Source organism: Nocardia sp. NPDC050630 (assembly GCF_044457245.1).
Lineage (GTDB): Bacteria > Actinomycetota > Actinomycetes > Mycobacteriales > Mycobacteriaceae > Nocardia.
Genome location: NZ_JBITGN010000001.1, coordinates 1,437,594 through 1,450,512 on the forward strand (window position 1 = coordinate 1,437,594; position 12,919 = coordinate 1,450,512).

Annotated in this window: 13 protein-coding genes; 6 read left to right on the forward strand and 7 right to left on the reverse strand. The window is 65.3% G+C overall.

Annotation, left to right across the window (positions count from 1 at the left end; genetic code table 11):
• Positions 1-4: 4 nt before the first annotated feature.
• Positions 5-130: a hypothetical protein gene (locus ACIBG0_RS05995; protein WP_397029653.1), complete on the reverse strand. Its 126-nt coding sequence runs from the start codon at positions 128-130 to the stop codon at positions 5-7.
• A 112-nt stretch (positions 131-242) separates the two neighbouring features.
• Positions 243-1,193: a LysR family transcriptional regulator gene (locus tag ACIBG0_RS06000; protein WP_397029655.1), complete on the reverse strand. Its 951-nt coding sequence runs from the start codon at positions 1,191-1,193 to the stop codon at positions 243-245.
• Between the two features lie 110 nt (positions 1,194-1,303).
• Between ACIBG0_RS06000 and ACIBG0_RS06005 the strand changes: the two genes are divergently transcribed.
• From ACIBG0_RS06005 to ACIBG0_RS06015, 3 genes are read left to right on the forward strand one after another with little or no spacing between them, the layout of a single operon-like run.
• A complete protein-coding gene (locus tag ACIBG0_RS06005) occupies positions 1,304-2,458 on the forward strand; it encodes an acyl-CoA dehydrogenase family protein (RefSeq protein WP_397029657.1) in 1,155 nt (384 codons plus the stop codon).
• Between the two features lie 26 nt (positions 2,459-2,484).
• Positions 2,485-3,648 (forward strand): CaiB/BaiF CoA transferase family protein, encoded by a 1,164-nt coding sequence (locus ACIBG0_RS06010; protein ID WP_397029658.1) that lies wholly within the window; start codon positions 2,485-2,487, stop codon positions 3,646-3,648.
• A complete protein-coding gene (locus tag ACIBG0_RS06015; RefSeq protein WP_397029660.1) occupies positions 3,645-4,469 on the forward strand; it encodes a mesaconyl-C4 CoA hydratase in 825 nt (274 codons plus the stop codon). Before ACIBG0_RS06010 ends, ACIBG0_RS06015 begins: the two co-directional genes overlap by 4 nt.
• A gap of 197 nt (positions 4,470-4,666) precedes the next feature.
• Here ACIBG0_RS06015 and ACIBG0_RS06020 read toward each other — a convergent pair whose 3' ends face one another.
• Positions 4,667-5,002 (reverse strand): Lsr2 family protein, encoded by a 336-nt coding sequence (locus ACIBG0_RS06020; protein WP_397029662.1) that lies wholly within the window; start codon positions 5,000-5,002, stop codon positions 4,667-4,669.
• Between the two features lie 396 nt (positions 5,003-5,398).
• Here ACIBG0_RS06020 and ACIBG0_RS06025 point away from each other — a divergent pair, with 396 nt between their 5' ends.
• Positions 5,399-6,151, forward strand: a complete 753-nt coding sequence (locus ACIBG0_RS06025) for a ParA family protein (protein WP_397030233.1) — start codon at positions 5,399-5,401, stop codon at positions 6,149-6,151.
• A gap of 147 nt (positions 6,152-6,298) precedes the next feature.
• Here ACIBG0_RS06025 and ACIBG0_RS06030 read toward each other — a convergent pair whose 3' ends face one another.
• A complete protein-coding gene (locus ACIBG0_RS06030; RefSeq protein WP_397029664.1) occupies positions 6,299-7,195 on the reverse strand; it encodes an alpha/beta hydrolase in 897 nt (298 codons plus the stop codon).
• Between the two features lie 314 nt (positions 7,196-7,509).
• Positions 7,510-8,157, reverse strand: coding sequence for a hypothetical protein (locus tag ACIBG0_RS06035; RefSeq protein WP_397029666.1), 648 nt, complete (start codon positions 8,155-8,157; stop codon positions 7,510-7,512).
• A gap of 392 nt (positions 8,158-8,549) precedes the next feature.
• On the opposite strand from ACIBG0_RS06035, the gene ACIBG0_RS06040 reads away from it, so the two are divergent.
• Together ACIBG0_RS06040 and ACIBG0_RS06045 are read left to right on the forward strand one after the other, a co-directional pair.
• Positions 8,550-9,584: a PucR family transcriptional regulator gene (locus tag ACIBG0_RS06040; RefSeq protein WP_397029668.1), complete on the forward strand. Its 1,035-nt coding sequence runs from the start codon at positions 8,550-8,552 to the stop codon at positions 9,582-9,584.
• 139 nt (positions 9,585-9,723) lie between these two features.
• Entirely contained in the window at positions 9,724-10,632 is a 909-nt protein-coding gene (locus ACIBG0_RS06045) for a serine/threonine-protein kinase (protein ID WP_397029670.1), read from the forward strand.
• A gap of 53 nt (positions 10,633-10,685) precedes the next feature.
• Here the strand turns inward: ACIBG0_RS06045 and ACIBG0_RS06050 are convergent, their stop codons facing one another.
• Positions 10,686-11,588, reverse strand: a complete 903-nt coding sequence (locus ACIBG0_RS06050) for an alpha/beta fold hydrolase (protein ID WP_397029672.1) — start codon at positions 11,586-11,588, stop codon at positions 10,686-10,688.
• A 32-nt stretch (positions 11,589-11,620) separates the two neighbouring features.
• Positions 11,621-12,553: an undecaprenyl-diphosphate phosphatase gene (locus ACIBG0_RS06055; protein WP_397029674.1), complete on the reverse strand. Its 933-nt coding sequence runs from the start codon at positions 12,551-12,553 to the stop codon at positions 11,621-11,623.
• Between the last annotated feature and the right edge of the window lie 366 nt (positions 12,554-12,919).

A 12,919-nucleotide genomic window follows, 5' to 3' on the forward strand; every position in this document is an offset into this window, starting at 1 on the left:
GGTATCAGAAGGTGGCGTAGCCGACTACGATCCGGGCTCCGTTGTCGTCGGCGACGCCGCCGGTCCGACCCATGATGTGGACTCCATATTCGGACCGCCTACCTGCCCGATCATGGGTGATGATCGACATGGTTGAGAAATAAAAAGAATTGATGCCCATATTGCCTGGCGTCATACGTCGCTGGTTCTGGACGTGATGGACGTCGAACGGGTCATAGTGGATAGCCATTTAGGCTGCGCAATCAATCCGCGGTGCGTTCGCTGCGGTCGATGAGTTGGGCCGCAGGCCAATGCCCTGCTGCTACGGCGGCGCGTACCTGGCGGATGAGCTCGGCCGCAACGACTTCGGCGGCAGCGGGAACGCGACCGGTCCGCGGCATACCGAGGACGATCAGTCGCCAGACCTCCGGTTCGCGCAGCGGTGCGGCGCTGAGCGTTCCATTGGCGACATCGTCGGCGATGCCGACGCCGGGCAGAATCGTCCAGCCGTGGCCACCGAGTACCAGCAGCTTCTGTAGACGCAGCGAATTGGTCTGGACGGTCACATTGAAACTCACCTGCGTCTGCGCGACGGCGCCGTCGATCAGGGCGCGCAGCGCATGCCCGGGCGCTGGCATCACCATCGGATGGGTCGCGACCTCGGCCAGGGTGACGGGACGTTCGGCATGTAGGTCGTCGCTCGGTGGCGCGACCACCCAGAGTCGTTCCCGCGCAAGCGGTTCGACATTGAGCGACGGTGTGCTGGTCAGGTTGTACAGCAGGCTCAGGTCCAGATCGCCATCGTCGAGCCAGCGCTGCAGATGTCCGGAATAGCCGGTGAGCACACGCAATTCGATGCCGGGATGATCGCGCGCGAGCGCCGAGACAAGTGGTTCGGTCAAGAGGTCGGCAGCGCTCTCCAACAGGCCGACGCTGACCACCCCGGTGACGACACCGGGCGCCGGTCGAAGTTCGGCGCGGGCACGATCGAGTTCGTGCAGCGCCCGTCGCGCCCGCTCGACCATGACGGTTCCGGCGTCCGTCGGTCGCATACCCTGCCGGGTGCGCTCGAACAGCGCGACACCGAGTTCATGCTCGAGCATGCGAATCTGCCGGGTCACGGCGGGTTGGACGAGGTGTAGCAACTCCGCGGCCTTGGTGACGCTACCGACCTCGGCCACCGTGACCATGGCCTTCAGCTGCTTGAAGTCCATCCGTAACTCCTGCATATCGCGAGCTGGCATAGTGATATCAGAACTCGGCATTTCACCCAGGCCTGTATTAGCTCTCATGATGGTAGTGCGGAGTGTCGAGAGGATGTCGTATGGACGAGCTGAACGAGGAGGAATCCGCGATCGTCGCGGTGGTGCGTGATTTCGTGGATCGGGAAGTCAAACCGGTCGCCCAGGAACTCGACCATACGAACACCTACCCGGAGAAGCTGATCGATCAGATGAAGCAGCTCGGGATCTACGGGTTGGCCATCCCGGAACCCTGGGGCGAGTCCAAGGTGTCCACACCGTGCTACGCCGCCGTCACCGAGGAGCTCTCGCGGGGCTGGATGAGCCTGGCGGGGGCGATGGGCGGTCACACCGTGGTCGCAAAACTATTGTTGGACTACGGAACTCAGGAGCAGAAGGACAGGTACCTGCCTCGGATGGCCACCGGCGAGCTGCGCGCGACCATGGCGCTGACCGAACCGGGAGGCGGATCGGATCTGCAGTCGATGCGCACAACCGCGCACCGGGTCGGCGACGACTACCTAGTCAACGGCTCCAAGACCTGGATCAGCAATGCCCGCCGGTCGGATCTGGTCGCGCTGCTGTGCAAGACGGATACGACCGCCGAACCCGCGCATCGGGGTATCAGCATTCTGCTGGTGGAAAAGGGCGCCGGATTCACGGTATCGCGAGATATGCCCAAACTCGGCTACAAGGGCGTCGAGAGCTGTGAGCTGAGCTTTGCCGATATGCGGGTGCCCGTATCGGCTGTGCTCGGCGGGGTCGAAGGTGCGGGATTCGCGCAGATGATGCGCGGTCTGGAGGTCGGGCGCATTCAGGTGGCCGCCCGCGCGCTCGGTGTCGGTCAGGCCGCACTGGAGGATTCGATTCGCTATGCCCAGTACCGGGAGAGCTTTGGTAAACCCATCTGGCAGCACCAGTCTGTCGGCAACTATCTCGCCGATATGGCGACGAAACTGACCGCCGCCCGCCAGCTGGTGCACTACGCCGCGCGTCGCTACGACTCGGGGGAGCGCGCCGACATGGAAGCCGGTATGGCGAAACTGTTCGCCTCGGAGACCGCCATGGAGATCGCGCTCAATGCCGTGCGCGTACACGGAGGCTACGGATATTCGACCGAATTCGATGTGGAACGCTACTTCCGCGACGCACCGCTGATGATCGTCGGTGAGGGCACCAATGAGATTCAGCGCGGTGTGATCGCGCGCCAGCTGATCAGTCGTAATCGGATCAACTGAGCACCGACTTTCCCGGAAGGCACCGCATGCGCCGCCCTCTCGAAGACATCACCGTCGTCGCGGTCGAACAGGCCGTTGCCGCGCCGTTCGCGACCCGCCAGCTCGCCGACCTCGGTGCTCGCGTTATCAAGATCGAACGACCTGGTAGCGGCGATTTCGCCCGACGCTACGACCAAACCGTCCACGGAGAGTCGAGCTATTTCGTGTGGCTCAATCGGGGCAAGGAGAGCATCGAACTCGATGTCAAGGATCGCGCCGACCGTCGGCTACTCGATGCGATGATCGCCCGAGCGGACATATTCGTGCAGAACCTGGTCCCCGGTGCCGCCGAACGGCTCGGACTCGATGCCGAGACGTTGCGCGCGGCCCGGCCCGCGCTGATCCACTGCTCGATCTCCGGGTATGGGCCCGACGGCCCGTACCGGTCGAAGAAGGCCTACGACCTGTTGTTGCAATGCGAGACTGGGCTCGTGATGTCAACGGGCACAACGGAAGTACCAGCCAAGGCGGGGTTCTCGATCGCCGATATCGCCACCGGTATGTATGCCTACAGTGGCATCCTCACCGCGCTCTACGACCGGGTGCGCACAGGTGTCGGGGCGAGTCTGCACGTCGCGATGATCGATGCGCTCGGGGAGTGGATGAGCCAACCGGCTTACTTCTCCCGCTACGGCGACGAACCGCCGCGCCGCAGTGCGGCCAAACATCCATCGATCTCGCCGTACGGCCCTTACCGCACCGGCGACGGCACCATATTCCTCGGTATCCAGAATGAGCGCGAGTGGACTGCGCTGTGCGAAACCGTGCTCGGACGTTGCGACCTGATCGACGATCCGCGGTTCGTGACGAATACCGATCGGGTGGAACACGACCGGGAGTTGACCGCGTTGCTGGAGCAGGTGTTCGCCGCAACCGGTACCGATGAGGTCATCGAGCTGCTGGAACAGGCCGGTATCGCGAATGCGCGGTTGCGCACACCGGCGGAGTTCACCGAGCATCCGCAGCTCATTGCCCGCGATCGCCTGCGGCCGGTGGATACACCCGGTGGGGTGATGCAGGCCATGCTGCCGCCGGTAGTGGCTGGTTGGGAACCGGCGATGGGTGCCGTGCCTCGGATGGGGGAGCACACCGCGGCTCTACGAGCGGAATTCACACCCGCAGAACATGTTTCGGAGGAGAAGCTGGCATGACCGAGATGGTCGAACGCAGCGAACTGCTGCTGCCCGCTCCAGCGGAGGCCTTGAGCGGGCTGCTCGGTGTGCCGCTGCCCGATCTGGACAAGGGACTACCGCTGCTGTGGCACTGGATCTATCTGCTCGAACGCCCCGCGCAGGCGGATCTTGGGGCCGATGGTCATCCGATTCGCCATTCCGTTCCGGAGCCGCCGGGTCTCGGTCGACGTCGGATGTGGGCCGGTGGGCAGGTGCGCACGCGCGGGGCGCTGGTATGTGGTGAACCGGCGACGAAACGTACGAAAGTGCTGTCCACAGCAGAGAAACAGGGACGCAGCGGCGCGTTGACCTTCGTCGCCATCGGCCACCAGATTCTGCAGGGCGATCGGATCGTGGTGGACGAACGGCAGGATATCGTCTACCGCGACGCCGTCGAACCGAGCCGACGATCCAGCGAACCGGATCCGAGCCAGAACGCGAAAGTGCCTCCGGCCGAAGACGAATGGGCCATCGATACCTCCCCGACCCTGCTGTTCCGATACTCCGCGCTCACCTACAACGCCCACCGCATCCACTACGACCGCGACTATGCCCGCGAGGTCGAGGGCTATCCGGGTCTGCTCGTGCACGGTCCATTGCAGGCGACGGCCATGGCCGAAGCCGCCCGAGCCCGCGGATACGCCGGTGATCAGGTCTTCGACTATCGGTTGCGGTCGCCGCTGTTCGACCACCAGGGATTGGTGGTTTCAGCGACTCCGCGCGAAGGCGCTCTCGTGACCGTCGCGCGGGATGGTTTCGGACGGCAAACAGCAACCGGGACTTTACGTCCCGCCGACTGAGGATGTCAGCGACAGGAATGGCCGGCTCCCACGATTCGGCCGCGGTAAACGGTCGGCGCGGCGAGAAACAGATTGACGCGGCCGCCCGGGGTGGACGACCTGGTTGGCCCCGCACCGCTGTTTGCTCGCGAATCCGCGATTCGCCGCAGTGCTCCGACGAGCGGCGCGGGACCTCTCTTCCAGTGTCGTAAGCGCGGTTAGGCGTTGGCCTTCTCGTATGCCTGGGCTACTTCTGCTGAAATCCGTCCGCGGGCTGACACCGTGATGCCTTTGGCGCGGGCCCAGTCGCGGATGGCGACAGTGCGGGCGCGGTCGTTCGCCGTGCGCGAGGTCTGGCTCTTGACCCGGGCCGCGCGGCCGATTTTGCGAGCGTTCGAGGTCCAGGACTCGAAGATGCCGCGCAGTTGACCGGCGTTGGTGATGGATAGGTCGATCTCGTATTCGACGCCGTCGAGGGCGAAGGCCACTGTTTCCTCGGCAGGGGATTTGCCGTCGAAGTCATCGACGAGCGTCACAACGACCTTGCGTGCCATGGGCATTCCTTTTCGTGGTGGACAGCGGGCAGAGGATCGTGAGCAGAGGATGGTGATCATAACGACCGTCTGGACAACCCGCGAAGCTGCCCCGAATCGAGCCGGGACCTGCGCACTCCCCGGGATACCTTCCCGGCGAGGCGGTTTCGACCAAGCGGTCGGTTCAGTGAATTGTCAGCGATCTATGCCTTGATCCATGATGAGCAAGGATTCATCTGGGGTTCGTTGTTCGTTCTCCGGCATGAACCGCTAATCTGGCGACATGTTGGCAAACTACCTGCGGTCAGTTGACCTGCCCGGCTCAGCGGTGGAGACGAGCCGAAGCGTTTGCGAATCGTGAGTGCGGTCAATGCATCCGAACTCTCGGTGACCCGTGCTGAAGCACAGGTCATCGCCATGTGCAATCAGAAAGGCGGCGTCGGCAAGACCACCTCGACCATCAATCTCGGCGCCGCGCTGGCCGAATGCGGTCGGCGGGTGCTGCTGGTCGACCTCGATCCGCAGGGCGCGTTGTCCGCGGGGTTGGGTGCCGTACTCAATGATCTGCCATCGACGGTATACGACCTGCTCGGGGGATCGGGAAAACTGATCGACGAGGTGCTGATCAACACTCACGTCGACAATGTCGATCTGCTACCGAGCAATATCGATCTGTCCGCGGCGGAGATTCGATTGGTCAACGAGGTCGGCCGGGAACATTCGCTGCGGCGGGTACTCGCCCCGATTCGAGACCGCTACGACTACATACTCATCGACTGTCAGCCATCCTTGAGCCTGCTCACCGTGAACGCGCTTGCCTGCGCGGACGGTGTGATCGTCCCGATGGAATGTGAGTTCTTCTCGCTGCGCGGGGTCGCACTGCTCACCGACACCATGGACAAGGTCCGTGACCGGCTCAACCCCGGGCTGAGCCTGTTCGGCATCGTGGTCACCATGTTCGATCAGCGCCTGCTGCATGCGCGTCAGGTACTGGCCCTGGTCGCCGAGGTGTTCGGCGACCAGGTCTACGACACGGTGATCTCGCGAACGGTCCGCTTCCCCGACGCCAGTGTTGCCGGTGAACCCATCACCACCTGGGCGCCACGATCCGCCGGCGCCGAGCAATACCGGGCCTTGGCCCGAGAGGTCATGCACCGATCCGGCCGCTGACGCCGCGTCCACGAGGTGCACGACCACGCCGTACCGGGGTAGTGTCGCCGTGCTCTGCCCGTGATCGACTTGTGGACGGCTCGGGCGCCCGTCCACACCACGCGGTGGATCCCGGCACTTGGCCGACGGAGTCGTTCCGTAGTCGGATTATTCGGCCAAGGCTCGGCGCAGTGCCCCCGCCAGTTCGGCGTTCTGCCGCTGTGACACTTCCGCGGACAAGATCGCCTGCGAGCCATGGAACGTGCCCGGCCACTGATGCAGTTCGACCGATATCCCGGCAGCCATCAGGCGCAGTGCGTAGTCGATACCTTCGTCGCGGTTCGGGCAGAACTCCGCGGCGGCTATGTAAGCGGGTGGCAGGCCGGACAGATCGGTGGCTCGCGCCGGGGCGGCATACGGCGTGGCGGGAGTGGAACCCAGGTAGTACGCCCACATCTGCGCGACCTTGCCGCGGGTCAAGAACGGTGTATCGGTGAAATTCCGCTGCGACCACGTCAGCTGTCGGTCATCCAGTCCGGCCTGGTGGAGCAGTTGGAAGCGGATCGGCGGCCCCTGCTCGTCGCGCGCACGCAACGCCACCGCGGCCGCGAGACCCGCGCCGGAGCTGTGGCCGCCGATCGCGATGCGCGACGGATCGATGCCGAGTTCGGTTGCGTGTTCGGCGGTCCAGTTCAGCACCGCGTAAATGTCATCGTGTGCTGCGGGGAATGGATTTTCGGGGGCCAGTCGGTAGCCTACGGAGATCACGGTCGCGCCGGAGCCGTTGGCGAGCATCGTCGCCCAAGGGTGTTCGGTATCGAGATCACCCATGACGAATCCGCCGCCGTGCAGCCAGACGATGGCGCCCTGGGCCCGGTGTGGGCGATAGATCCGCACCGGCACGTCGGGATCGGCTGGGACCTTGCGGTTTTCGATGTCCAGGTGCGCGGTGTCGGTAACGGGTACCGCAGCGGCCAACTCGGCGAGCTGTTTGCGCGCGGTGGGTGGGTCGGACAGGTCCGACGGCGGGAACAGTGACAGGAATGGCTCGAGTTCGGGATCCATGACACTATCCTCGCGACCCGCCACGCGGAGATCACCCGCCAACCGTCGGACATTTCGGCCCGGTTCCGCGACGAGCGCCGCATATCCTCATCCACTGTGATCCGCCGATCGTCGGACAAGCCGCGCCGAGATTGGGATCATATGGCCTCGTCGATGCCGCGCGAGAGCGTCGCCCGGCGAGCCGGTCCTGCGACTGCCGAACGATAGCGGTGCGTTGGCGGACGGACCCAGGGGAGCGCGGCGAGCGACCGGCGCTGGAGTCGGGTCGTGTCTCGCGTGATGTGGGACCCGGACTCCACGTCGGAACCCGGACTCTACGTCGCCCTGCCGCCGAACCCGGGCTTATCGAGCCGTGGCCGCCCCGAGGCGGCGGGCCGGTAGCCGGTATCGGCGGGTTCTGGTTCGTCGACCGGGCGGCTACGGCCATCGGCCCTGGCCGCCGTTCGGGCATCGACCTCACGTCGCGCGAAGGCGATATCGCGGGCGCTACGCACCGACAATCGGCCGAGGGACGTCGCGGCGAAGAACAGAATCAGCGCACCGAGACCGTAGAAATAGGTCAGTTGCAATAGGGCGCGTTTGAGATCGGAGGTGGCGACGGGGTCGCCGACCGTGCCGATGCTCAACAGATTCGCCAGTAGTGGCCCGATGATGAACCACACGCCCGCCGCCGTCGCCAGCCAACCGCCGAAGCTCGCCACGAGACGGTTGCGGCTCGCCAACATGAGCAACCCGCCGACAATCGCGGCGCCGCCGGGCAGTACTTGGAGCCATCCGCGCGCCGCCGTCCACACCCACGGTTCGTCCGGCGTGAACGCGAAGTCGAAGGAGGGCCCGACAAACGGGATCAACGCACCCCAGATCCCCAGGAGGAGCACCGCGAGCCCGCCGAGGGCCCCTCGGCTACGGGGAATTCGCATAGTCGGCCCGCGATGGGCCGCACCGCTATCGTGAACGTCCATTTCGAAGCTCCATTCGTAAAGGTAGCTGCTCGTACCGCCTACCCCTGGCCGAGCGATATACGCACCAACACCGCAAATGGGTCGAACCCGGACACATCCGGTGCCGCACAGCGGCGGTCCGGGCGGCCCGCGGTGGCCGGGGATAGTTCCCGCTGACGGGAGCGACGGCATCGCGCGTACGCCCGACCCCATCCGCGTCGCCGCAGGCGGACGCGCGGGTCGCCGAAGGGACCGGCGCAGTGCGCGAACTCGATCCAGTACGCCGGGCTGGTCCGCCTACTTCCGGGCGGGGTGGCCGTGGCAACTGCGCCGCGGGTACTTCTACTTCGTCGGTGATCCACGGTGGCTCGACTCCGGGATCTCACCGGACGAATTGCGGTTAGCCTCCAGACATGGATGCCTTGGTGGTCCGATTGTCGCAGTTGGATGTGGAAGTGGAGGGTGCGCTGCGTGTCGTGATGTTCTACGACACCCTGATGCGCCGACGGGTGGATCTCCCGGCGCTGGCCCGAGCCTCGGCGGTCCTGGCCGAATGTGTGACCGGGATTCGGCTGCACGGCACGGGCCGAGTGATCCGATTCGCACCCGACGGCCGGGAAGTGCCGGGTCCGCCCCCGTCCGTGTCCACCACGGGACCGATCGTCCTCGACGAGGAGGAGATCGGCACGGTGTGGCTGGAACGCACCGATATCTCCCGCTCGCTCGATGAATTGCTGTTGGAGCGGCTCGCCATCGCGGCGGCCGCGGTCATCGAGCGGTACGGCCCGGCGCGCACGACCATGGCCGATCCTGCCCTGGTCGAGCTGGTGATCAGCGCCGACGGTGATGAGGCGGCCCGGGCTCGGGCATTGCGGCTCTTGGGTTTTGCCGCCGACATGCCGGTGCGCGTCGTGGCAGTCCGGTCCCAGCTTCCGCTCGACCAGGTCGGTGGTCTGATCTGTCCGGCCCGTCCGGTGAAGGCGGCATCGCTGGCCGACGCTGGCGTCATCCTGGCCACCACGGTGGACCCGACCGGGTTCCCAGCAGGCGTACGCGCGGGCACCGCGGCGGCAGATCGGCCCGACAGGTCCTGGCGGCAAGCCCGCATCGCACTGCGCTTCGCCACCGCGCGCAGCCCGATCGTCCACTACGACGACCTCGGGGCGTTGGCCTTGCTCGCGGAGGTACCCCAGGACGCCGTGCGCGACAACGCCGATGTCGCCGCGATCGCCCGAATGGCGAGCAGCTCGGAGGATCTCGAGACACTCGATGCCTACTGTGTCACCGGCTCGCTGCGTCGGGCGGCCGAGTTGCTGCACCTGCACCACAGCAGCGTCGCCCGCCGCCTCGAACAAATCGAAAAGATGACGGGTATCGAAATGGCCGAACCCACCGGACTGCTCCGGGCCAGGCTCGCACTCACGGCATGGCGTCTGCTCGACGAGTGACATCGACCAGTGCCGCCACGGTCGATCACATTCTGCTGCCCCCTGCGCGAGCGCATACCCAAGGACTGACCGCACCCGATTTCCCAGCAGCGAGAGGTTGCGCCGCCGATGCCGGGCGTGGGCGAACTACGGTATGGCGGTGGTACTGGAACCGAATGACCGGTTTGCTGGATTCGTTGTGCAGGCTCGGCTTGGTCATGGCGGTAGCAGTGATGTGTATCTGGCCGAGGATCCGGAGCGATCGCGGCCGGTTTCGCTCAAAATTCTGAGCCCCGAGGACAGCCGGTCGCCCGAGGCGCGTGCGCGATTCGTGCACGAGTTCGACATCCTCTCGGTGCTGCGGCATCCCAATATCGTGCGGATGTACACGCATGGTGAAACCGACGGCAGGCTGTGGTCGGCGCACGAGTACGTCGCCGGCACAACGGGTTCGATATTGGTGCCGATGCCGCACCGACATCCGGACCTGGGGCGGGTGCTGCATGTGCTGGGTCGGGTCGCGGCGGGTTTGGATTTCGTGCACGCCAACGACATAGTCCATCTCGACGTCAAACCGGCGAATCTATTGGTCGGTGTGGACGATCCCGCGACGGTGAAACTATCGGATTTCGACCAGGCCCGATGGCTGCACCAGCCGGAACCGCCCTTGGCGAGTAATGGTTTCGTCGTCGTCTCTGTGCCGTATGCCGCGCCGGAGCTGTTGCAGGCAGGCGCGGTATGCCCGGCGACGGACCAGTACGCGCTGATCTGCACGGCGATCGAACTGCTCACCGGCCGCCCGCCGTTCCCCCGCGGAAACCTCATGGCCACCGCGCAGGCCCACTTGCACGACCCGCCGCCCGATATCTCCGCGCGCCGACACTGGATCCCACCCGAGGTCGACACGATCGTGCACCGTTCGCTCGCAAAGGATCCGGGCGCCCGCTACACCACCTGTACCGAACCCATCAGCCTGCTCACCGAGGCGCTGCACGCCGCCGACGCCCGGCCACGCAATCCCTTCCTGAACCGCTTGAACGCCGCGTTCGCCCGATCGGCGCGCCGGTAACGATATCGGCGGCACAGAAATACCCGACAGTGCGGGGTCGAACCCGAGGTAGTTCATTCAGTGGGGGAGGCGAAATCGCGAATGAGGGCCGCGAGTTCGAGGGGGCGGTCGCCCTGGACCGAGTGTCCGGCGCCGTCGACGATCGCGACCTGTGCGTCGGGGCGGCGGCCGAGCAGTTCCGCGACGTCGGCGTCATCGACGACCGGTGAGCGTGCGCCGCGTACGAGCAGCAGTGGTGCCTGTACGGCGGATACGTCGTCCCACAAAAGGCCGAAGTCGAGCGATCCGTCGGCAGTGGGGCGGAGCCGGTCGTAGCGCCAGATCCAGCGGCCGTCATCCCGCTGGCGCGCATTGTGGAGAATTCCGCGCCGCAGCGACTGGACCGACCGGCCCGGATTGTGTGCGACGGTACGTTCCAGAATCTCCTCGAAGGAGCCGAAGTCGGTGGGGCCGTTGACGAATGCGACTATCGCCGCGGTCTTGTTCGGGTTGTCGCCGGTGCCCGGAGTGACGTCCACAACTATCAGGCGGCGCACCAGGTCGGGGCGGTGCGCGGCCAGTCTCAGTGCGGTGAGTCCACCGAGGGACATGCCGACGACCGCCTGCGCGTGCGGCGCCACGGTTTCCACGGCGACGGCGACCGCATCGGCCAGCCGGTGTGGCGTGTACAGATGATCTGGCCACCAGTCGGAATGGCCGTGGCCGGGCAGGTCGAGGGCGACGAGGGGGCGATCCAGCGCCAGCGCCACGGTGTCCCAGGTGTGCGCATTCTGTGCGCCACCATGCAGGAGCACCAATTCCGGCTCGCCGTCACCCCAGCGCAGACCGCTGACGTGGCGACCGGAGCCGATGTCGATCGAGAACCGCTGCACCTGTGGCTGGCCGGACCAGGCCAGCCCCGCCTCGGCCGCATTCTCGGCGAACAGTCCGAATTCGTCATATGCCGGTGTTGTCATCTGAGTTCGAAACCTGTTTGTCGAAGCTGGATTCAGCTGAAGTGGATGATCGAGAGCAGTCCAACGACCAGTGAGTACGTCGCGAACGGTAGCAGGGTGCGAGTCTGGAAGTGCCGCTCGAGATAGCGAACTGCCAGCCAGGACGACGTCCCGGACACGATCGCGCCGACCAGAACCGGTCCTCGGATGCCGTCGGTTTCCGGTCCGAACAGCTCTGGTATTTCCACGATACCGGCGCCCAGGATTGCCGGAGTGGCAAGCAGGAAGGCGAATTTGGCCGCGTGCGTGTGTTCGAGACCGCGCCACAATCCGCCGACCATGGTCAGGCCCGCGCGGCTGAATCCGGTCAGCAGGGCGCCGGCTTGGGCGAATCCGATGCCGACGGCATCGCGCTTGCCGAGAGCTGCCAGCCGCCGGTCGGTTTGGCGGGCTGGATGTGATGTGGCGGTGAGGGCGAAACGTCGCCCGTATTCGGCCAGCGTCGGCTCGTTGCGTCGGCGCAGTCCCTCACCGATTACCAGTACGACGCCATTGAGAGTCAGGAAAATGGCCGCGTCGATCGGCCCCTCGAACAGTGCGTGCAGCGGATGCACGAGCAGCGGCCCGAGGATGGCGACCGGCGTGGAGGCGATCACTATCAGCCACGCCAATCGCTGCGGAACGGTATCGAGGCGCCGGGTGCGCAGCGACGTGACGAAACCGGCGACTATCGAGCACCAGTCGCGCCAGTAATACCCGAGCAACGCCACAGCGGTCGCCACGTGTAGCGCGACCACGAATGCCAGATAGGGATTGCCAGCACCGGAGTCGTTCTGCACCAATAACTTCCGCCAATCACCTCCCACCCATGCGGCGATCAGCACGGAGTGACCGAGGCTGGAGATCGGGAACAGCTCGGTGACCCCCTGCACCGCACCGATAACAGTCGCTTCAAGATAGGTGATCATCGCGGACGATTCTTGCATGTGCGCGACGGTCCTTCCGGCGGGGAGTAGCACATGCCGATTTGTCCGAATATCGGCTCCCGCAGCACCTTTCGGGAGTCGGTTCAGGCCGGACTGCTGTCCGACATCGTGCTGCGGCGTTGGCCCCGCTTCGCGCTGTCGTCGCGCCGTCGGCGGGCTCGATCGGAGTCTGCTGTGTCGTGATGCTAGAGCACGCTGCCAAGATCATGTACGGAAAGACCTGGGGTGCCCAGCAATTCGTCGGCGAGTATCGAGCGAACTTCGTTCGCTGGTTCGAAGTGTCCTCAGGCGAAGCGGGTTTCGATTCTGCGCGGCGAGGTTGCGGCGTTTTACACCAGCGCGCTGAACCTTCGGGATCGAGCGGCC